At 39.9% G+C, this 20,984-nt stretch carries 18 protein-coding genes, 1 tRNA gene and 1 other annotated feature (1 of these 20 only partly in view); of the genes, 4 read left to right on the forward strand and 15 right to left on the reverse strand.

What is annotated here, in order from left to right:
* Positions 1–125 (reverse strand) — a binding site (T-box leader); it reaches 85 nt to the left of the window's first position.
* A 44-nt stretch (positions 126–169) separates the two neighbouring features.
* Both IGI46_RS18240 and IGI46_RS18245 read right to left on the reverse strand, forming a co-directional pair.
* Positions 170–811, reverse strand: coding sequence for a redox-sensing transcriptional repressor Rex (locus IGI46_RS18240; protein WP_429973930.1), 642 nt, complete (start codon positions 809–811; stop codon positions 170–172).
* Between the two features lie 245 nt (positions 812–1,056).
* The gene (locus tag IGI46_RS18245) at positions 1,057–1,941 is read right to left on the reverse strand and encodes a LysR family transcriptional regulator (RefSeq protein ID WP_429964315.1); all 885 of its coding nucleotides are present in this window, start codon (positions 1,939–1,941) and stop codon (positions 1,057–1,059) included.
* A 79-nt stretch (positions 1,942–2,020) separates the two neighbouring features.
* On the opposite strand from IGI46_RS18245, the gene IGI46_RS18250 reads away from it, so the two are divergent.
* Entirely contained in the window at positions 2,021–2,890 is an 870-nt protein-coding gene (locus IGI46_RS18250) for an SDR family oxidoreductase (RefSeq protein ID WP_429973931.1), read from the forward strand.
* Positions 2,891–2,940: 50 nt separating this feature from the next.
* Here the strand turns inward: IGI46_RS18250 and thiI are convergent, their stop codons facing one another.
* Together thiI and IGI46_RS18260 are read right to left on the reverse strand one after the other, a co-directional pair.
* Entirely contained in the window at positions 2,941–4,152 is a 1,212-nt protein-coding gene (gene thiI / locus IGI46_RS18255; RefSeq protein WP_429973932.1) for a tRNA uracil 4-sulfurtransferase ThiI, read from the reverse strand.
* 40 nt (positions 4,153–4,192) lie between these two features.
* Positions 4,193–5,335 (reverse strand): cysteine desulfurase family protein, encoded by a 1,143-nt coding sequence (locus IGI46_RS18260; RefSeq protein ID WP_429964318.1) that lies wholly within the window; start codon positions 5,333–5,335, stop codon positions 4,193–4,195.
* A 248-nt stretch (positions 5,336–5,583) separates the two neighbouring features.
* Between IGI46_RS18260 and IGI46_RS18265 the strand changes: the two genes are divergently transcribed.
* Positions 5,584–7,011 carry a DUF1958 domain-containing protein gene (locus tag IGI46_RS18265; RefSeq protein ID WP_429964319.1) on the forward strand — a complete coding sequence of 476 codons (1,428 nt, stop codon included), beginning with the start codon at positions 5,584–5,586 and terminating at the stop codon, positions 7,009–7,011.
* 122 nt (positions 7,012–7,133) lie between these two features.
* Here IGI46_RS18265 and IGI46_RS18270 read toward each other — a convergent pair whose 3' ends face one another.
* Positions 7,134–8,855 carry a septation ring formation regulator EzrA gene (locus IGI46_RS18270; RefSeq protein ID WP_207700945.1) on the reverse strand — a complete coding sequence of 574 codons (1,722 nt, stop codon included), beginning with the start codon at positions 8,853–8,855 and terminating at the stop codon, positions 7,134–7,136.
* A gap of 310 nt (positions 8,856–9,165) precedes the next feature.
* On the opposite strand from IGI46_RS18270, the gene IGI46_RS18275 reads away from it, so the two are divergent.
* A complete protein-coding gene (locus tag IGI46_RS18275; protein ID WP_207700944.1) occupies positions 9,166–10,518 on the forward strand; it encodes an aspartate kinase in 1,353 nt (450 codons plus the stop codon).
* Between the two features lie 20 nt (positions 10,519–10,538).
* Here IGI46_RS18275 and IGI46_RS18280 read toward each other — a convergent pair whose 3' ends face one another.
* Genes IGI46_RS18280 through IGI46_RS18290 form a run of 3 tightly spaced genes read right to left on the reverse strand, consistent with a single transcriptional unit; the run spans position 10,539 to position 12,746 of the window.
* Positions 10,539–11,057, reverse strand: a complete 519-nt coding sequence (locus IGI46_RS18280) for an HAD family hydrolase (protein ID WP_429964320.1) — start codon at positions 11,055–11,057, stop codon at positions 10,539–10,541.
* An 8-nt stretch (positions 11,058–11,065) separates the two neighbouring features.
* Positions 11,066–11,902: an HAD-IIB family hydrolase gene (locus tag IGI46_RS18285; protein WP_429973933.1), complete on the reverse strand. Its 837-nt coding sequence runs from the start codon at positions 11,900–11,902 to the stop codon at positions 11,066–11,068.
* A gap of 13 nt (positions 11,903–11,915) precedes the next feature.
* Positions 11,916–12,746 (reverse strand): DUF72 domain-containing protein, encoded by an 831-nt coding sequence (locus IGI46_RS18290; RefSeq protein WP_207700941.1) that lies wholly within the window; start codon positions 12,744–12,746, stop codon positions 11,916–11,918.
* A 162-nt stretch (positions 12,747–12,908) separates the two neighbouring features.
* Between IGI46_RS18290 and IGI46_RS18295 the strand changes: the two genes are divergently transcribed.
* A complete protein-coding gene (locus IGI46_RS18295; RefSeq protein ID WP_429964322.1) occupies positions 12,909–13,883 on the forward strand; it encodes an asparaginase in 975 nt (324 codons plus the stop codon).
* A 59-nt stretch (positions 13,884–13,942) separates the two neighbouring features.
* Here IGI46_RS18295 and IGI46_RS18300 read toward each other — a convergent pair whose 3' ends face one another.
* The 7 genes from IGI46_RS18300 to IGI46_RS18330 form a co-directional block, all read right to left on the reverse strand.
* Complete coding sequence (locus IGI46_RS18300; protein ID WP_207700939.1) at positions 13,943–14,674, reverse strand: acyl-[acyl-carrier-protein] thioesterase; 732 nt, start codon at positions 14,672–14,674, stop codon at positions 13,943–13,945.
* On the reverse strand, positions 14,675–15,502 hold the full coding sequence (locus IGI46_RS18305; RefSeq protein ID WP_429964323.1) for a fructosamine kinase family protein: 828 nt from the start codon (positions 15,500–15,502) through the stop codon (positions 14,675–14,677).
* A gap of 13 nt (positions 15,503–15,515) precedes the next feature.
* Positions 15,516–16,298 carry a tyrosine-protein phosphatase gene (locus IGI46_RS18310; RefSeq protein ID WP_429964324.1) on the reverse strand — a complete coding sequence of 261 codons (783 nt, stop codon included), beginning with the start codon at positions 16,296–16,298 and terminating at the stop codon, positions 15,516–15,518.
* Between the two features lie 162 nt (positions 16,299–16,460).
* On the reverse strand, positions 16,461–18,236 hold the full coding sequence (gene recQ / locus IGI46_RS18315) for a DNA helicase RecQ (RefSeq protein ID WP_429964325.1): 1,776 nt from the start codon (positions 18,234–18,236) through the stop codon (positions 16,461–16,463).
* Positions 18,237–18,341: 105 nt separating this feature from the next.
* Positions 18,342–19,667 carry an aminopeptidase C gene (locus IGI46_RS18320; protein WP_429973934.1) on the reverse strand — a complete coding sequence of 442 codons (1,326 nt, stop codon included), beginning with the start codon at positions 19,665–19,667 and terminating at the stop codon, positions 18,342–18,344.
* A 51-nt stretch (positions 19,668–19,718) separates the two neighbouring features.
* Complete coding sequence (locus tag IGI46_RS18325; protein WP_429964327.1) at positions 19,719–20,699, reverse strand: acyltransferase family protein; 981 nt, start codon at positions 20,697–20,699, stop codon at positions 19,719–19,721.
* A 130-nt stretch (positions 20,700–20,829) separates the two neighbouring features.
* Positions 20,830–20,903 (reverse strand) — tRNA-Asn (locus tag IGI46_RS18330).
* Between the last annotated feature and the right edge of the window lie 81 nt (positions 20,904–20,984).

The raw sequence follows: 20,984 nt of genomic DNA on the forward strand, positions 1-20,984 counted from the left end.
TTTCCTACTTTTTCAAAAAGCAATACTCCCAAGCTACCTTCCGATTTCTGCTGTAAGAATGTTCCACCAATCATTCTCTCTCTATAACAGGAAAAAATCGTACTCCTCTTGATCTTTGTATGAGTCATTGTACAATGAAGCCGCCTAGTTGTAAAGCCCTACCCCATTGTTATTGAGCCAACTCGTCAAAATAAATTAAAGTCTGCAGCTCAGTTGTTAGATCAATATAGTGAACAGTAACTCCCTCTGGCACTTTAATTGGATCTGGAGCAAAGCTTAAAATCGCTGTGACTCCATTGTTTACAATTTTTTCCACAGCTGCCTGAGATTGATGACTAGGCACAGTTGAAATTGCTACCGTTACTTTTTTCTTTTTCAAAACGCCATCTAAGCGATCCATAGAATAAACCTCGACACCATTAAAGATTAAACCAATTTTCTCAGGATCGTTATCAAATGCGCAAACAATATTCAGATTATCATTACGGCGAAAGTTGTTGTTTACTAAAGCCTGACCTAGATTTCCACAACCAATTAACGCAATTCTTTTTTCTTCAATCGTATCAAGTATGCTGCTGAAGACGCTGATCAAATAATTTACGTCATAGCCATACCCACTTCGCCCTAATTCTCCTAGCTGCGAAAAATCCCGACGGATCGTTGCGGAGCCTACATGGGTCAATTGGCTAAATTCCGAGGATTTGATTCGCTGTACGCCTTCTTTTTGTAATTCCTTTAAGCTGCGTAAATACAAAGACAAGCGTTTTGTCGTAGCCTTTGACAGTTTGGGTTTTTCAATTAAATGATCCATGGAAGGTCTCCTTTGTTAATTTTTTCACATATTTATTCTAACATGAATATTGCTTCGTTACAATGCAAAAAGCAAGAAAGAACAGAATCTTTCTTGCTTAACAGGATAATTAGGAATCATCTCCCTATAATTCTTAGCCTTTTTTATCGTTGAAAAAATTTGATCTAAAATTCATTCCATCTATGCACATCTTGCATAAATCCAGCCTTTTCTCTATTTCACTAACCTCAAATCTGCACATATACTTAACGAAGATATTCCTTTAGCCAACTGATGAACAAATCCAGGCTGAGGTTTTCATTATCCTCACGATAGCCAAGTACCATTTGAATTGTTGGTACATTTCCAATTGGAATCAATCGGATATTTGAAGGTGCTGAGCTTCGGCAGCCTTCTGTAAGGACACTGATTCCTTTACCTAAAGCAATTTGCATCAACAACGTTTTGACACTGGAACAGCTGTCATTGACTAGCGGATAGTACCCTTGGCTAAGAAATAGACTAATGATGTAATCATACCAAGCTTTAGTCTGCTGCTTTTGTACACACAAATAGGATTCTTCGGCAAAATCAGCAAAGGTCACCGTTTCATGCTGAGCCAAAAAATGATCGTCTGGCACCACCAACACAAGTGCTAAGTCACCTACCTTATGCAGCTTAATTTTTTCGATACCGATCAGGGTAGTTGCCATAGTCATACACAAATCCAACTTGCCTGCTCTAAGCTCTGTCACCAGTTCATCATGTGTACCAGCCTGGAGTTGCAGTTCGAATCCTGGATAATCGTTGATAAAAGCCTGAAGCATTGGTAGCAGATAATGGTCTGTTCCACCTCGCAAGAAGCCAATTGTCAATTGATGTTCAGGTTGATAACGAAGTTCCTTTAATTGCCGAGTGGCGCGGTTGTAATCAAAGATCATGTTCGTTGCATAGTTCAAAAAGATACGACCTTCTTCAGTTAATTGAACTTGTCGTGTATTACGAGCAACCAATGAACAACCAAGCTCTGTTTCTAACAATTGGATGTGACGGCTCAAGGTTGGTTGAGTAATATACAGACTTCCAGCAGCCTTCGTATAATTTAACGTATTGGACAAGGTTACAAATGATTGAAGGTATTCTATTTTCATTCTGCTTTTTCACCTCTTAGTTTGATTATAGCGTAAATTCAAGAACGGTTTTCATAAATTAAAAAGGAGAGATGGACAAATGATTTTAGTAACAGGAGCAGCAGGAGGCGTAGGACGCCAAGTCGTCACCGAATTAGCGAAAAGAGGAGTAACTATTCGGGCTTTCGATATTAATCCTAAAGTAGAAGAGCTCAAAGAAATTGGTGCCACAGAAACTTTTGTTGGTGACGGTCGATTATTAGCAGACGTGGAAAAGGCTTTATCAGGTTGCGATAAAGTACTTTATATTCCGCCAATGTTCATTTATGACGAAGCAGAAATTGCCAATCGCTTTGTAGATGCGTCAGTTCAAGCTGGTATACAGCAATTCGTGATGATGACAGTTACCCATCCTAACATGTCGACTTTGCCGCAGCATACTCAAAAACTAAAGGCCGAAGAACATTTAGTTTACAAAGGATTGTCGGACAATCTCAATTATACAATTTTACAGCCCATGCATTACATGCATAATTTTTCTATTCCTATGGTTTGGGCCTCAAACGCTTATCAATGCTTCTACACTAAGACTACCAAACTAGGTTATGTTGACATTGTGGATGTGGCAGAAGTTGCTGCAAAAGTTTTATCAGAACCTGGCCATGCCAATGCCACCTATGAATTAGTTGGAACCGACTTTTTGTCTCCAAACGATATGGTGGAAAAATTCAACCAACTAACTGGTCGTTCGGCTGATTGCCAGCAAGTCCCAGTTGAAACGATTGTTAACTATTTCTCAACTGCCAAATACGACAGCTATTTTGTTAAGACCTTCCAAGAATTAGCTAAAACCTACAGCGATTATGGTATTGCTGGCAATGCTAATGTCTTGTCATGGTTGTTAGGTCGACAGCCCACTACATTTGATGAATACATCCAACGAGAAATTGAAGTCCATCAATTAAACTAAAAAAAAAGCAGATGATTTTTTCTAAAGAGAAAAACCATCTGCTTTTTCGTTTATAGTAAATCAGCAAATTCCTCAACTTGTATTTCACTTTGAGCTGCCGAAATGACTTCGATTTTTAACCCCTCCAAACAGCGAGCCATCATCCCATCAATATCCAAGCGTTTTTCCAATTCTAAAACCTTAACCATTTTAGGACGAGTTTTTGGTTGTGGTGGAGCGAAAATTGTGCAGCAATCTTCAAAGGGTTGAATCGCTAATTCGAAAGTGTCAATTTTTTCAGCCAATTCAATAATTTCCGTTTTGTCCATTGTTGCTACTGGACGAATAATTGGGGTACTGGTTACTTCGTTAATTGCTACCATGCTGTGCAATGTTTGTGAAGCCACCTGTCCTAATGATTCCCCATTAATAATTACCAAACCGTTGCGCAGTTCACGAATCGCATCGGTGATCCGCAACATCATCCGGCGAGTTAAAGTCATCCAATATCCCTGCGGTGTATGCTGCTTGATCTCTTCTTGAATCTCAGTAAAGGGAACCTCGATAAATTCGATGCTGCCGCCATAAGGAGTCAGTTTTTCGGTTAATTCTTTGGCTTTTTGCAAAGCTTGATCACTGGTATAGGGGGGACTAGCGAAATGGACTGCTTCTATCTCTACGCCTCGCTTCATAGATAAGTACCCAGCAACTGGTGAATCAATCCCTCCAGAAAGCATCAACATGCCTTTGCCGCTGCTTCCTACCGGTAAACCACCCGCGCCCTTAATCGTTTCATAGGATAAATAAGCGCCATCTCGACGAATTTCTACCCGCAGGTTGATATCAGGGTGTTTCATTTGAACCTTAATATTCGGAAAACGGTCCACCACAACTTTACCCAAAAATTGCTGAATACCATGACTATCTAATTCAAAGAAATGATCACTGCGTTTAGCAGTTACTTTAAAGGTTTCCTTACCCGTATAGATAGTTTCCATAATTTCCTCTGTGGTCGCCTTTAAAGCAACCGTGTCTTTTTCTACTCGGATACTTGGTGAAAAGGTCTGGATACCAAAAACCTTTGTCAATTTAGGAATTATCTGTGTGCTGTCTTCCCCATTTAAAATCAAATGCATCCGATCACGATCAGCATGAATCTTAATTGCTGGAAAATCAACTGACGCACCCCGAACATTTTGAGCCAATTGCATAATAAAACTACGACGGTTTTTTCCTTTAGTGGAAAGTTCGCCATAACGAACCATAATTTCTGTATATTGCACGATCATTCTCCTCGTTATTCTAATTTTTAAGCAGTACCTCTTAACTCATTTTTGCAAATTTCTCATATAAATGATTGAATACAATCATAAACTGTTCTGCTTCAGCCATGGTATTGGCCTCATCCAAGCTTACCCGTACAGCTGTAGTTGCTTGGTATTCGGGGACTCGCATAGCATGCAACGTTGAGCTTTCTACTTTTTTTCGACTGGAACAGGCACTGGTAGTCGAAAGGTAGATCTGCTTTTCCTCAAAGGCATGAACCATTACCTCTCCACGAATTTCCTTTACACCAAAGCAAAGAATATGTGGAGCGAACTGGTCATCACCAGAAAAAATTGTCACCTTTTCATAACTAGCTAAAGCTTCTAATAAATACTTGCGAATAGTTCCCGTGTGTGTGGGACGTTGCGCAATTTTTTCCAAGTATAAACGCAGTGCTTTGCTCATAGCCACAATTCCTGGAACATTTTCCGTAGTACTTCGCTGGTCACTTTCTTGTCCACCACCGACTAACAACGGCTCAAGTTTTCTACCATTTTTCCAATAAATGAAACCTACTCCCCGCGGGCCGTGAAATTTATGAGCAGAGAAAGTCGCAAAATCTACTCGCGGAGTTAGCCAGATCGAATGATCAACCTTGCCAATTGCTTGGACGGCATCCACATGGAAATGGATTGTCGGATACAAATCCAACAACTCACTGATAGCTCCAATCGGCTGGATAGCCCCCATTTCATTGTTCACCGCCATTACTGAAACAAGAATCGTATCAGGACGAATTAAAGCTGACAGCTGATCAACCTCAACGAAACCTTGTTTGTTCACTGGCGCAACACTCACTTCAAAACCTAATGTTTCCAATTGATGAGCTGCTCGACTAACAGCAGGATGTTCCACACCGGAGATAATCAGATGCTTGCCAAATTCCTTTTTAGCTAAAGCAGTACCCTTAATAACCCAATTGTTTCCCTCCGTACCGCCGCTGGTAAAATAAATCTCATTCGTCTGAACAGACAACAGTTCAGCAGTTTGCTTTCGTGCCTGCTGCAATAGGCGTTGCGCCTGTGTACCCAGATCATGCAGACTGGAAGGATTCCCTATAATCCGTTGACTGGTTTTTACATATGTATCAAGTGCTTCTGGAAAAATATTCGTGGTCGCACTATTATCAAAATAAATCATTTTACAACTTCCCTTCAAAAATTCCTACTTATTATAACGGGAATCGTGATGCGCTTCAAGCGACTTTACCAATTTAAAAAGATTCTAACCCCTTTTAATCCAGATATTTCAAGTATTTTGCCTCTGATTACTGACAGCGTACAACTCTTTTCACTAAATAGTTTACTTGTTTTAGAAATTATCAAAAAAAGTTGCGGCAACTTATGCTAAAATAGAAAAAAACAGAATTAAGGGAATGGAGCAAATCTGTGATAAAAAAAGTTTTAGCATTACTCGTTTTAGTTGGTTTAGCCAGTTTGGCGTCACCAGCCTTTGCTGAAGAAGATATTTTTACTATTACACAGCAGGCTGGATATACAGAAGCCTTAGAAATTAATAAACCTAAAGCTTCGATTGTGATTGATGGTACACATGGACAAATTTTATGGAATGAAAACCCTGATATGGCCAGAGAACCTGCCAGTATCTCAAAAATGATGACCGTTTTTCTTGTTTTTGATGCAATAAAAGAAGGTAAATTAACGTTGGATACTACTATTAAGGCCACGGAAAATGATCAGGCTATCAGCCAGCTCTATGCTATTAGTAATAGTAAAATTGTCGCAGGTGTTGATTATCCGGTCAAAGAATTATTAAAGATGGTCACCGTTCCATCTTCGAATGTAGCCACTGTAATGTTAGCAAATGCCATATCTGAAAATGATGCCGGGGCCTTTGTTCGCAGCATGAATGCAAAAGCTCAAAAAATCGGAATGAAACAAACGTCCTTCTATAATTGCAGCGGCGCTTCAGCTGCCAGCTTTGATGGTCTTTACAATCCAGCAGGATTTGATCCTTATGGCAGCAATATTTCTACAGCCCGTGATTTGGCTACTATGGTCTTTTACTTGGTGAATGACCATCCTGAGGTATTGGAATTTACTAATAAACCGAACGTTACCACGATGACTGGCACCCCATATGAAGAAAGTTTTGAGACCTATAATTATTCTTTACCCGGTGCTAAATATGGGATTGAAGGCGTCGATGGCTTGAAAACCGGTTCAGGTCCAAGCAGTGCTTTCAATTATATTGCAACAGCTAAGCGTGGAAATACTCGTTTAATTGAAGTTATTTTAGGAGTCGGCGATTGGTCTGATCAAGATGGTGAATATTACCGTCACCCATTTGGGAATGCCCTCCTTGAAAAGGCCTTTAAAGAATACGAATATCAGCTAGTTTTACCTAAGGGAAGCCACACAATTGATGGCAAAGATATTCAGTTGGCAGAAGATTTTTATGCTGTGACTAAAAAGGATGCTCAGCCAGTGGTGTCGATTCAAGACGATCAACTGGTGTTAGATCAAGGCTTAGATCAAGCAGCCGATACTATGCCAAAGTTGGCAACGAGTTATAAGGCTATTGAACGAACCCAACCCTTGAAGGAAGCTAAACGTCCTAGTCTGCCAGAAACTTTAGGAAAAACTGCCTCCACTATGAACGAGCCTTTCCATTTAATTGCTATTGTGGTGATAGGATTGGTCTCATTGCTTATTTCACTGCTACTGCCAGCTAAAAAATCCATAGTCAGTACTCGAAGGAAACAGAGTTCTTCTTTAGTATTACTCTTACGCATTATCGGTATGTTATGCCTATTTTCGGCCGCTGGATTGTTCCTGCTTAACATTTTTAAATAGCACAATACGACCTTTTATCAGGTCGTATTTTTTTGTTTATTTTTCAAAAAGACACCTTTTTACACATCTTAATTTGCGCTAACTTTTTTTAAGAACAAAAAAACCAGACGACAAGCGTCTGGCTAAGCAAGTTCACGGTTATTAAAGTAGAAATCTTCGATACGTTTGAACGCACCTGGCTCAACACGTTCTAATGCTGTACCAATTTCATCTAGCGCATCTTGATAACGATAATCTTTGTTAAACAGTTCTAGACTGTTTTCAATAGCAGTTTTTATCTCAGGATGAGTATGACGGTATCGATTCGCGTACTGCATCATTTGTTCAGTTAATGCAGCGGCGTCAACTAAGTCATTGGTTTTTTGGTCCAATAACTCCATGTCTTCATCACAAAGACTAACCAACTTATTGATTTCTTGCATATTGATTCGAATACGGTTCAATGACTTACTCAATTCTTCCACTCGATCGGTTGCGATAAAGAAAAACTCTAAATAGTCACCAGGAAGTCCGGGCAGCCGTTGCTGCTCTACGTAACGTTTCAGGTTACGTAACTGGAATTCATACGTATCAATTCGTTCAAGAGCAATACGTTCGCCCTTGCGCAAATCTTGCAAGTCGTTATCAATTTCTACCTGTTTGGTTTCAATGTCATCTAGAACTTTGAAAGCATCCTGGTAGAAATTTTGAATCTCAGAATAAGGAACGTCATGCTTGTCAATCAAGGGTTCCATGTTGCGATTGCGGCGTTCTAATTCTTCAATTTCTGTTTGGAAGCCACGGGCCCGCCCCAACTCGTTGTTGTTCAACGTATAACTTTGGGAGGTGTGGTCCAATTCGATCATTAGTTGATGATTATTGCGTGATGCATGCTGAATGTATTCACTGACTGTTTTGCGATTAGTAATAACGTATTGTTTCGCTTCGAACTCTTTTTCTAACGTGTCGTACAAGGCGTCAATTAAATTGGCGGTTTCTTTGTTCGCCGCTTCAACTGTATCTAATTCTACTTTTTCCAAATCTTCTGCAGAAAGCTTCATGCGTTTTTTTACTTGTTCAATCCGTGCTTCAAAGTTTTCTTCGGGCAAGACATAATTATCATCCAGCATTTTATTGTAGGTTTTTTCAACTTCTTCAACTTGTGCCGGGAAGGTTTTTTCCAAGTCTTCGTAAAGAGCTGGAACTTTTTGCATGATGGCTTGAACATCGTAAACGTGTTTTTCCGCATCGTCGAGTACTTCTCGTGCTTCTACAGGATCACCGGAGGTATTTAATGTAACAAATTGAGTGAATTCAATTTCTACATTTTTCACTTGCTTTTCAATCTCTGGTAAAGCATGACCAAAGTTTTCGCGATTGTCCTTTAAGTCCTTTTTCAATTCCTCAAAGACATCCAGTGCTTGCTGTACGGCTAAAGAATTGCGCTCTTCAGTTTCACGCAGCTCTTTTAGTCCTTCGCGGATTTCCGCAACTTCCTCCTCCATTTCTTTCATGGTTCGTTCAGCACTTTCGATAGCTGATTTGCCCTTCATGAAACGAAACGTTTCATTCTGGCTCTCAACTTCAAAAATCTGACTTTCCAATTCAGCAAATGATTTAGTCGAAACATCCGTCCATTTCTGGTTCCATTCACGAAAAGTATTTTGGCTTTGACCTACGAGATGCATTTTCTTCACTTCATCAACTTCCTCAACTACTGGAAGATCAAACAGTGATTCCTTGCGTTTCTCTAGTTCTTTTAACCGTTCTTGATTCTTCTTTCTCATTAAATAGCCAATCAAACATAGTATTGCCACTAAAATAATGATCCCAATGACGATACCAATGATAACGTTACTTCCCATGTATGATTTTCCTTTCGACGTTTAGAATAAGTTCGTTCACTATTTACAGTTCGATTATTCATCCGTTTTTTCGCAAAAACATCTAACCTAGATTATAGCACAAACTATTCGTTCCATCACTAAATAGTTCGTAAAACTTGGATTTTCTTACAGAAAAAAAGCCTTCCTTCCTGTGACTATTCCAACTGAAGAAATTAACTAAGTTTTTTGCAAAAAAAATGATTTCCAGCGATTCTCTTGGAGACAGCTCTTGAAGTTCGTGTCAATTTCAGCTATTATTAGATTCACATTAAAATAAGAGGTGATCAGAGTGAAAGTAATCAAATTCGGAGGGAGTTCAGTAGCTTCTGCCGAGCAATTAAAAAAAGTCTTAACTATCGTTAAAGACGATCCCAAAAGACGCTTTGTCGTGGTGTCTGCTCCTGGTAAGCGTCACGATGAGGATAAGAAGGTCACCGACTTATTAATTGCTTATTATGAAAAAGTATCCACTAAGCAAGATACTACTTCACTCATTGAGGAAATTGCAGCTCGCTATGGCAGCAACGCCCAGGAACTAGGGTTAGACGCAAGCGTCTGTGAAGCTTTCGCGACAGAATTAATCGCATTGCAGAAAAACTTCAATGAAGAAAATCCGTATGATTTAGACAGATTCCTGGCAACTGGTGAAAACTTAAATGCTCAGCTAATTGCAGCATATTTCCAAAATGAAGGATTGAAAGCTCGCTATGTCAATCCAAAAGAATTAGGGATTATCGTCACCGACGAACCCCACAATGCACGTATTTTGGACGAGTCTTATGATAAGATTTATCAATGGCATGATACAGATGAAATTTTGGTGATTCCTGGCTTTTTTGGTTACACCAAAGATGGCAAACTATGCACCTTCTCAAGAGGCGGTTCTGACATTACTGGTTCGATTGTCGCCGCAGGTGTAAAAGCAGAAATCTATGAGAACTTTACCGATGTTGATGGTATTTTTGCAGCAACTCCTAAGTATATTCATGAACCAGCTTTAATTGAGCAACTAACTTATCGAGAAATGCGGGAGTTGTCTTATGCCGGTTTTACGGTCTTCCATGATGAAGCCTTGATGCCATCATTTAAAGCGAAAATTCCTGTTGTCATTAAAAATACCAACAACCCATCGTGTGTTGGCACCTTAATCAAAGAATCTTATGATCGAGAAAATCCTAATCGAGTTGTCGGTGTTGCCAGTGACCGCGGATTTTGCAGTATCACAATCAATAAATATTTGTTGAACCGCGAAGTTGGTTTTGTCCGTCGTGTTTTACAAATTTTAGAAGAACTGAACATCAGCTTTGAACACATGCCTTCAGGAATTGATACTGTTTCAATCATCTTTAGAGAATCTCAGTTAAATTCTGAGCTGGAAAAACTACTAATTCAGGAGATTACAGAAAAAATTCAGCCTGATGACCTTGAAATTGAACATGGCATTTCCGTTATTGCCTTAGTAGGGGAAGGAATGAAATTTCATACCGGTATCACAGCAGAAAGCTCTGCAGCGTTAGCTCGTAAAAATATTAATCTCCGCATGATCAGCCAAGGCGCCGATGAGCGAAGTATTATCTTTGCTATTCAGGGAGAACAAGAGCGGTTAGCAGTTCGTTCCCTATACTATACTTTCTTTGATTAAATTAAAAAAACGCCAGATTTTTAAAAATCTTGGCGTTTTTGTTTATCTAATTCAGCTTGAATCAATTTTTCAGGAGCATAATCCTGCTCCCAATTTTCTGGTTTCAATACCTTGTGAGTATCTGGATGATAGTGAGGTTTGCCATCAGGGAATAGTTTCCCCATGTTGGCCTGATGAACAATCTCAAAAATCGGCTGTGGATCTACCCCAATCAGAGCAAAGGATCCATAAGTAAAATACAGCAAATCTGTCAAAGCATCAACCTCAGCGGTCAACTGATCTGTTACTGGTTCCTGCTTATCCAATATCTTTGTCTTAGCTTGCTCAATATTCTCGTGCAACTGACCTATCATTTGATCAAACAATACTTGATCGCCTTTGGCTGCACCGTATACAAATTCGACGATTTCTTCGATTTTAAAGCCAGCTCGGAAAGCGGCCCGCTCAGATGAAAAAGGCGTTGGCTTTTCAGGCGGTTGCGGTTCAAACACATGATGAAAATTTTTCGTCATTTCGTAAGGATCAAATTGATTCTCCATATTGCCTCCTAAATAATTTCAAAATATTTCAATGCTTTATAAATGCCATCGTTCTCATTAGTATCGGTAACGTAATCAGCATGAGCTTTGGTTTCTTCTTCTGCGTTCCCCATAGCCACCCCTATTCCTACGCCCTTCAACATTTCCAAATCATTCAGATTATCCCCAAATGCCATTACTTCACTAAAAGCAATATTGTTGGCTTCCAAAAATTTTTGAATCCCTAACAGCTTAGAGCCGCCTTTAGGAATAATATCAACAGAATAGGGGTTCGAACGCTGGAAGGTTACATTCGGTAAGCGTCGTTCCAGTTTTTCTGTTTCTGATTCAGCACTAAATAATACACATTGATAAATTGGCTCCTGCAAAATACTTAGTCGAGCATAACGTTCTTTACTGCGGTTAGGACTGAAGGATTGCAACAATCCTTTAGTCGTTCGAACCGGAAACCAACTTGGCATCATAGTTGCCACACGTTTTACCCAACCAACCTGAGATAAACGCATGATATAACTCCCATCCACCCGACGGCGACCGCCAAAAATAATTTGGCGGTGCTCCTGATCAGCAAAGGTCACAATTTCCTTTAACACATCTGGTTCAAAGGCATGCTGGTAGATATCTTCTTCTCCCTGATAGACCAGCTGTCCATTATAGGTCACAAACATATCCATCGTCAGACAGTCTATCCGTTCAGCTAAATGAACGGGACCTCTGCCAGTGGCAACCCCCACCATTATTCCCTTTTTGCGGGCTTGTTGGATAGCCAGGCGAGTACTGTACAAGGCTTTAGATTGTTTAGTAACTAATGTTCCATCAATATCAAAAAAAATCGCTTTGATCATGGCCGCTCCTTTTTTAAAATAACCCTAATTGACTAGGATTGAGTCCTTCATCTTGAATATCTAGTAGTTCTCTTAATCTTAAAGCATTTTCTGCTGCATCGCCACCTGAATTATTATTAAAAATGACGGCAACCTGCTCACTATGGTCCGCTACCTTCCTAACAGCATCAGCTAACTCCGAAAGCTCGGCTTCACTATAACGGTACAAAGTCCGCTTTTTACGCCATTGGGGATCACGACTTTTCCAGTAGGCTTGATTTCTTCCATGAAAGCGAAACAAACTAAAAGCTGTATTGGTAACTGTTAAATCTAAGGGAATTGTATCGGGAAGCTCAGGTTCATCCACCATCGTTAAGCTGAAATTCAGCTTTTTCATAAACTGATAGGTTTTTTCTTTGAATTCCGGACTGTACCAGCTGTAGTCTCGTAATTCTACAGCAATCGGTAAATCTGGAAACAGCTGACGCAAGGTTTGCAAATAAGCAATATTTTCCTTGGTACATTTAAATTGTGCGGGAAATTGTGCTAAAAAACAATATAGTTTTGAACTTTCAATTAGCGGACTCATGACTTCCAGGAAATGCTGCTGCATCTCATCGATTGAACCATAATGATCCTGCCATTTTTCTTGGCAAGTAAAACCAGAATAAAATTTCACCACAAATCGAAAGGAATCTGGTACCTGAGACAGCCAATTTTCGACAGTTTTACGACTAGGTAACCCATAATAAGCCGTGTCCAACTCAACCAATGGTAAAAATCCTGCATATTCAAACAGCGTTGTTCTGGGTTTCCCAGTCAACGTTTGATGTTCATTAAAAGAAGTTAATCCAATTCGAATCATAAAGACCTCCAAACTCTTTTCTACATAGTATACAATAATCGTAGTAAAAAAAGAGAGAAAATAGTATTCTAATGAAAAAGGCTTTTCTTATACTAAGATACATTTAGTGGCAAGTGGCTTTCTCCTACAGTTAATATACAATAAAAAAAGCAGGTGAATGAAATGAAACGTATTCTAATTTTACATACCGGCGGAACAATTTCCATGAGTGAAGATGAACATGGTGCTGTTCGCCCTGATGAAAAGAACCCCCTGCTGGCAGCCGGCCAGAAGCTGGATGTTCCTAAAGATGTGGAATTGGTAGTCGAAGATTTTTCCAATCTTCCTTCTCCTCATATCACGGTTGAAATCATGTTTGATTTGAAGGAACGCATCAAAAAAGCTGTCAACGAAGAAATTGATTGCGTAGTTATTACTCATGGAACCGACACCTTAGAGGAAACCGCTTATTTTCTAGACGTAACAATTGGAAATCTGATGCCTATCGTACTTACTGGTGCGATGCGCTCTATTAATGAATTAGGTAGTGACGGTCTTTACAATTTTCAAAGTGCCATTCGGGTTGCATCCTGCGAAGATGCAGTTAATCAAGGCGTGCTAGTGGTTATGAACGATGAGATCCACAGTGCCCGTTATGTAACGAAAACCCATACTACCAATGTTGCCACCTTTCGTACCCCGACTTTAGGGCCCGTTGGTCTGGTAACTAAATCAAAAATCCTCTTTATGCAAGAATTGCCGACAGCGACTCGATACGATGTCGCTTCAATTGATGCCATGATTCCAATCATTAAGGCTTTTGCCGGTATGCAGGGAACCTTCTTTGAACTGCTAGACCATGCAATGGGAGTTGATGGCGTTGTAGTGGAGGCTTTGGGCGCAGGAAATTTGCCACCTGCTACGCTACCTTCACTGCAAAATCTATTAAATAAGGATATGCCGATTGTTTTGGTTTCTCGTTGTTTTAACGGAATTGCTGAACCAGTCTACGATTATCGTGGCGGTGGCATTGAGCTGGCAGAAAAAGGCGTCATCTTCTGCCGAGGTATCAATAGTCAAAAAGCACGAATCAAGCTGCTGATTGCCATGAATGCTAACTTATCTCAGGAGCAACTGAAGCAATTTATGGAGGAATAATCAAATAGACCTGAAGGATCACTTCGCTTCACACAGCGGAGCATCCCATCAGGTCTATTTTACTTCGTTTTCCATTGAATATTGGCTTCGCAAGCCAGTTGATCTCCTACTCGAATTTCATGCAAGGTTTTGCCGTTCTCTTCATCCACCTGATAAACACTAGTAATATCGTTGCCATATAAAATTTCCTTATCAAATTTAACCTTGGCTGCCACTGGTATATGGTTCACCATAAAATCGTAGCCCAATACATCAATCATCCAGTTAAAATACATAGCATTGTTTACATGATGATTGCTGTCTAAATCGTAAAAACGAACATGGTACAATCGACTTTCACCATCTGACACTGGTTCAATTTTCTCCCAACGCTGGATTTTTTTTACCTGTGGTGCTTCATAAGGAGCCATTAGATCTGGAGAAACACTGCTCATTTTTCGCTCCTTGATCTTCATCAAAACAAAAGCCATATCTATTTTTACCAACTGTGTACCGACTTCATCATAAATCCAAAAGCTGCGGTAGCAAAAAAACTTGTTGAAAGCTGTCGGTTCGGTAACAACCGTTATTTTTTCTCCTACACGAGGCAGCTGTTCAATGGAAATTTCTGTCTGAGTAATTACCCAGGTTAAGCCCAATTGATTGATTGCCTCAGTCCCTCTTTCCAGTTCATCGCTTTGATCAGAAGAAGATTTGATAACCACGCTCAGCATAGCTGGAAAGGTCATTGTCTGATTGATATCACATTCATAATAGGTAACTTCATGTTGCATTGAATATTTTTTACCCAATTACTTTCCTCCTAAAATCCGGTCCACCGCACCGCCATAGCTTTCGCCGAACAGATTTAAGTGGACTAATAAATAATATAATTGATAGATGGGAATCCGTTCCTGCCATCCTTGCTCCAATGGATACACTTCCTGATAGGCATCAAATAATGTTTGACGAAATCCGCCAAACAGCTGCCCCATTGCAATATCCAATTCACGATGACCGTAAGAAACTGCCGGATCAACAAAGATTGCCTGGCCTTGAATATCAAAAAGGGTGTTGCCGCTCCAAAAATCTCCATGCAATAACGAGGGTTTGAATTGCAGATTACTCCACTGAGTAAGCACCCGTTCCTTTAATGCATAATAAGTCTTCTCCCGTTGACTTGTCCAATGATTTCGTTGCTTGGCGATTTCAATTTGAACTTCCAGTCGGTTAGTAAAATAGAAGGACCACCAATTCGTGCTTTGAGTATTAATCTGAGGCAGCAGCCCTAGATAATTGTCTTTTACATAGCCAAAGGTTTCCTGCTTTTTTCCATGTATAGCAGTTAATGCTTTACCGATGTCACTTTGGTCTCCTTGTCCAGGTTCGATCCATTCCATCAACAAATAAGCTGTTTGATTATGAACACCCGTTGCAAAGGTTTCCGGAACACGAACTACTTCTCCCAGTTCTTTTAAGCCCTCTACTTCAGCCTGAAAAAAAGCTTCTGTCATATTGGGATGCACTTTTAAGAAATAATCCTTGGTACCATCTGTTACCCGATACGCTTGGTTGATGTCCCCGCCACCAATGGGCAACGGGCGATTCTTCAGCTGTAAATAATTCAGTAAGCTTTCCATCACTCCTCAACTCCTAAACAAGATATAGTTGCTGCAAATCTTTTAAGTCTTGTTTTCCTAGTCCGATACCATTCTTTAAATAGCCATCCATATCGCCATAGTGTTCAGCGATCAACTGGTAACTGGTCTTCAAGTATTCGGATTTGGCCTTCATCATATCGTCGATTCCGTACATCATTTCTTCTGAAACTCCAGCTTTTTTAGCCTGCTGTTTAATTTCCTCGACTTTTTTTTCTAAAAATCGGTTGGTTTTTAAATAGTCGGCAAAAATAGTTTCCTGATCTACACCTAGAGCACTTAGCATCATCGCAGCACCAAACCCAGTCCGATCTTTACCAGCTGTACAATGGAACAGCACACTTTCATCCGCCTTTTCATTCTTTAACAAAATTTCGAAAAATTGATTGTACTGCTTGTGGATATGCGGCATAGTTACAAAATTACGATAAACCTCCAGCATTTGATCGTGAGCAGAATAGCCCTGCTGCATCTTCATCATCACTTCATACGGGGAAGCTGAAACTGCCTTCTCCTTAACCGGAAAAATAGGCAAAGCAATATTTTCAGCCGTTGGAATTGGCTGATCCGGTTGTTCCTCCCGTTCTGTTGGTGAACGGAAATCAACTACTTTTCGGATACCATAGTCAGCCAAGTAAACCTTGTCTTCATCAGTTAATAAATTGATCGTAGCTGAACGAACCAATTTTTGCCTGGCAACGGTCCGACCATCTTTGGTTTGATACCCACCTAATTCACGCATGTTCTCAGCACGCTTCACTGCTAGTTTCTCTCCCATTTTACGTCCTCCTTTTTTTATTAATAACAAGCGAAATTCGCTTGTTGAATGTTTTAATAAGCCAAACTCTAAACAGCAAGAATCCTATCCGAGCCGTTTTCTTGCTTTAAAGTATAGCACAGAAAGTAAAGTAGAGAGTTTGCTTCATTAGATCCAATCCACCTACACTTCTCTATTTCTCTGAACCAGCAGCTGTTTTTTTAAAATTTCTAGAAAGGCAGTGCCGTACTTATCCAACTTACTTTGACCTACTCCCTTAATTTGCAGCATTTCCAAAGAGGTTTGCGGTTGTTGCTCTGCCAACTCCTGTAGGGTTTTGTCGGAAAATATAATGTAAGGAGGCAGATTTTGTTCTTGAGCCAACTGGGTCCGTAAACTCCGCAGCTCTTCGAAAAGCTCATCATCTACCTGTAAAGTTTTCACCGCATTTTGCTTGCGGGTGACTTGCTTTTTCCCTAGCAGTACATTAATCCCCAAGGGTGAAATTGTTAATAGCGGAAACTGACCTTCTGTTAAAGTGAAGCAGCCTTCTGCAGTCAAATAATCAATCAATTGCGTAACTTCCTTTTGGCTCCAGTCCCGCATTAAACCATAAGTGGACAATTGCTCGAACTGCCATTGAGTAATTTTCTGATCCTTCGAGCCCGTCAGAACCTTAGCTACTAACCCTTTACCAAAGCGTTCACCCATACGCTTTACACACGACAGCACTTTTTGTGCATCCGTTGTAATATCAATCACTTCTCGTGAATCTGTACAGTTGCTGCAGCGTCCGCAATCTTCACTGTCCTCACCAAAGTAACGTAAAATGTAACGCTGCAAACACATTTGCGTATGAGCATACTGATCCATCTCTCGTAATTTATTGTATTCATTTTTTTTATATTCTTCATTACCCTCTGACTGATCAATGAAAAACTTTTGCACCTGCAGATCCTTTGGGGCATAAAATAAGATCGCTTCACTTGGTAAACCATCGCGTCCCGCCCGACCAGCTTCCTGATAATAGGATTCCAAATTGCCAGGAATTTGCCCATGAATGACAAAGCGAACATTACTCTTGTTAATTCCCATGCCAAAAGCATTGGTAGCCACCATTACCTGCACCCGGTCAAACAGAAAATCCTCCTGGTTTTTCGACCGATCACGTTCGCTCATTCCACCATGATAGCTGGCCACTGCGATGTTTTGATTTCGCAACAGATGATAAAATCGCTCTACTTCTTTACGAGTGCTAGCATAAATAATTCCTGCCTGGCCTTTGTTTAGCTTTAAGTATTCCATCAAATAGCTTTCCTTAGCATCCTTAACTACCTGAAAAGTTAGATTTTCCCTAGCAAAACCAGTATTGATTTGATTGTCTGTCGGAATCTGCAACAACTGAAGGATATCATCAGCAACATGCTCAGTAGCTGTAGCAGTCAAGGCTATAATCGTTGGTCGTTGAGACAATTCTTCGATTGTTTCTGCTAACCGCAAATAGCTTGGACGAAAATCATGCCCCCACTGGGAAATACAGTGAGCTTCATCGACAGCCAACAGTTCGATTGGTACATAGTGAAGCAATTGTCGAAAAGAAGCTGATTCCAATCGTTCTGGCGCTACATACAGCAATTTTATTTTGCCATCCACGGCCAAACGAATGCGCTGTTGAATCTCTGGATTCGACAATGAGCTGTTAATAAAAGCCGCTGGAATACCCATTTCATTTAAGCTGTCTACTTGATCCTTCATTAACGAGATCAAAGGTGAGATAACAAGGGTCAAGCCTTCCAAAACTAACGCTGGCAGTTGATAACAAACTGACTTCCCTCCACCTGTAGGCATAATTCCTAGTACGTTCTCATGATTTAAAATTTTTGATATGATTTCTGCCTGACCCGTTCGGAAACTGTCATAGCCAAATTTTTCTTTTAGTAATTCCGTTACTCTATTCATCTTTTTTCCTCACATTCCTATGCTTTATTATACGCGATGAATAGTCATTTTTGTTTAAAAAAATAGACTCACCCTAACGGAATGAGTCTATTACAAAGAATTGCTTTAAGCAAGAGCTCCCATTGGATCCCAAGGCGCTAAAACAATCGGCTCAGCCTCAAAAGCCGCCAATTGTTCAGTTGTTAAATATTCTTTACGAATAACAATTTGGTAAGTGTACTCATCCATCCAGTCATCACTCATGACGAAAAAGCCCTTTTCCCCTACTTTTTCTCCCCAACTGTTTTCTACTTTCCATTTTGTACTTTTGCCATCTAGCATATCCACACCGGTTAACACCATGGCATGAGTCATCAAGCTATCACCAGAATCTAAGCGTTCTGCTTTAGTCATGGTAAAATCAGCTTCAAACAAATCATCTACGTCAAAGGCATTTAAAGCCATAATCCCAGAATCCCGAGTAGAAGACTGCCCAACATCACAACCAAACCAAACCGATTCACCGTTCGCCAACTGTTTTACAGCTAATTGTTTAAACGTATTCATATCAAGATTTAGATATTTTACTGTTGAACCTCCAACAACATTCCCCAGCATCGATACCGTGTAACTGCGATTGTAAGGCTTGTCAGCTGTCGGTGCATTGATAATGCTGACATAGTCATCTAAATTCACTCCGATATATTTATCGTAAAAGCTTTGAGGTGTCAACTTTTGATCAATATGGTAGTTTTTCTCCTCATCCCGATATTCAAAATCAAATACTTCAGGTGGTGTACCTAGAGCGGTTGCTAGCAAAACATATACTTCCTGCAACATTTCTCCACGTTTTGCTTCAATAGTCGCTTTATCTTTTTCAGCAGCTAATTTGCGCAGCTCTACTGCATGCTTGCGCAACAATTTATTCAAATATTTGTTTAAATCTCTTGAATTGGAGCTGTTGCTGCTTTCTGGCATAATTGTCTTAGGAACTACCCCATATTTTTTAAACAACGAAACAATCATATCCCATTGTCCACCATCTTGTTGTGGTGTTTGTAGTAAAAAAGCCACTTCTCGACTGGATGTTTTCTGATCAGCAGTAGCTAAAATATTTTCATAAAAAAAGTTGGCTTTTTCATACTTGTCCCAGAAAAAGGTATAATTTTGTGATAATTCAAAATCCTTCAATTTAAATTGCTGCAGCATCTTATGCCGAAAAGTATTCAACGCTGCAAACATCCAACAGCGACCAGATTGTTTTTGATTGGCAACCTTACCAGTAGCTAGATCAATTGAGAAAACTGGCGTATTTTCTACATGGGCAGCCACGTTTTCAGCTGAAGCACTAATGCCGTTTTTAACAACACTTCGCTGCAATGCTACCTGTTTTTGATTAGCTAAAAAGTTATCACGATAATGTTTAGTCTGTTCTTGCGTAATTTTTGTCATAAAAAAAGCCCCCTCCACGCTCATTTTACGCTTAAGAGACTTGCTTGACAATTAATTTAAAACCGGACGTAAAACTTTCTGCTTCCCCTTTTCAATCCACTTTCCAAATCGTTCGCTGGATAACGCTGCTGTTAGCAAAACGCTGGAAGCAAACAGAATTGCTAATCCCCAGATACCCATCTCCACATCATCGGCACCAATAGCACGCAATCCTTTGACCAAAAAGCCATGAAGCAGGTATACTGTCAACGTATTTTTCCCCCACTTAGAGAAGAAATACTGACCTTTTGGCACTAGCATGAAGAATGCCGTAATACCAATTAGGCCTAAAAGAAAGAACAGCATGCGCTGCGGTCCTCCTAAAAGAGGATGATTCAAATAATCTTCATAAGGCTTTGATCCAAAAACCCAATACTTATTAATAAAATCATTGGTTTCGATCAAAACAAAAATTCCTGCAAATAGAGCAATTGCTACCCATTTTTTTGGTGCCGTCTTAATTCTTGCGATCCAGTTGGTAGGTAACGCATATCCTACCATGAAATAAGGAAAGAAGGTCAAGGTACGCTGTACAGCCAAGAAGCGACCAAAGAAAGGTATATAACCTACAACCAAGGCGACAAGGATACTGCCGATCAGAACTTGCTTAACCGAAAATCGCTGACATAAATACAGCATGCAATTCCAGCAGAATAGGCTTAGTAAAAACCACAGAGACCATTGTGGCGTTGTTATGCTGAAGCTAAAGGACTCCTGCAATCCAATCAGTGTATAATAAGCCGAATACAATAGCTGAAAAAAGATATACGGCAACAATAATTTTTTTACCAGCTTTTTCAACGGCTTCGGTTGCCCTTTGGCAAAATAGCCTGAAATTAAAATGAATGCGGGCATGTGAAAGGTAAAGATAAAATAATACAAATCGCTATAGATTCCTTTATCCTCGATAAATGGTTGAAACAGATGTCCAAAAACCACTAAGATCATTAAGAATAATTTCGCATTGTCAAAATAGGCGTCGCGTTTTGCCATCTATTCGCCTCCCTCACATTTAGTATAAAAGGTTTATCTTTCTTTTGAAAGAAATCTTGAAAACAATCTAAGAAACTTCTTATTTTCGTCACAAAAAAAAGAGACAATCTTTACGAATTGTCTCAAGCAACTCCGGCAGTAGGACTCGAACCTACGACATCATGATTAACAGTCATGCGCTACTACCAACTGAGCTATGCCGGAAAAAGAATACCTGTTCATGATACCAATTTTTATTTTGAATGGCAATAGATTTAATCCAATTTCTTTCTATGTTTATTACTC

The organism is Enterococcus sp. AZ163, from assembly GCF_050498925.1.
Taxonomy (GTDB): domain Bacteria; phylum Bacillota; class Bacilli; order Lactobacillales; family Enterococcaceae; genus Enterococcus_A; species Enterococcus_A ferrettii.

Bases quoted from the DNA above. Each gene is read 5' to 3' on its own strand.
- IGI46_RS18240 (WP_429973930.1), bottom strand. From the start codon at position 811: ATGGATCATTTAATTGAAAAACCCAAACTGTCAAAGGCTACGACAAAA.
- IGI46_RS18245 (WP_429964315.1), bottom strand. From the start codon at position 1,941: ATGAAAATAGAATACCTTCAATCATTTGTAACCTTGTCCAATACGTTA.
- IGI46_RS18250 (WP_429973931.1), top strand. From the start codon at position 2,021: ATGATTTTAGTAACAGGAGCAGCAGGAGGCGTAGGACGCCAAGTCGTC.
- IGI46_RS18260 (WP_429964318.1), bottom strand. From the start codon at position 5,335: ATGATTTATTTTGATAATAGTGCGACCACGAATATTTTTCCAGAAGCA.
- IGI46_RS18270 (WP_207700945.1), bottom strand. From the start codon at position 8,855: ATGGGAAGTAACGTTATCATTGGTATCGTCATTGGGATCATTATTTTA.
- IGI46_RS18280 (WP_429964320.1), bottom strand. From the start codon at position 11,057: ATGGAGAATCAATTTGATCCTTACGAAATGACGAAAAATTTTCATCAT.
- IGI46_RS18285 (WP_429973933.1), bottom strand. From the start codon at position 11,902: ATGATCAAAGCGATTTTTTTTGATATTGATGGAACATTAGTTACTAAA.
- IGI46_RS18290 (WP_207700941.1), bottom strand. From the start codon at position 12,746: ATGATTCGAATTGGATTAACTTCTTTTAATGAACATCAAACGTTGACT.
- IGI46_RS18295 (WP_429964322.1), top strand. From the start codon at position 12,909: ATGAAACGTATTCTAATTTTACATACCGGCGGAACAATTTCCATGAGT.
- IGI46_RS18305 (WP_429964323.1), bottom strand. From the start codon at position 15,502: ATGGAAAGCTTACTGAATTATTTACAGCTGAAGAATCGCCCGTTGCCC.
- IGI46_RS18310 (WP_429964324.1), bottom strand. From the start codon at position 16,298: ATGGGAGAGAAACTAGCAGTGAAGCGTGCTGAGAACATGCGTGAATTA.
- recQ (WP_429964325.1), bottom strand. From the start codon at position 18,236: ATGAATAGAGTAACGGAATTACTAAAAGAAAAATTTGGCTATGACAGT.
- IGI46_RS18320 (WP_429973934.1), bottom strand. From the start codon at position 19,667: ATGACAAAAATTACGCAAGAACAGACTAAACATTATCGTGATAACTTT.
- IGI46_RS18325 (WP_429964327.1), bottom strand. From the start codon at position 20,699: ATGGCAAAACGCGACGCCTATTTTGACAATGCGAAATTATTCTTAATG.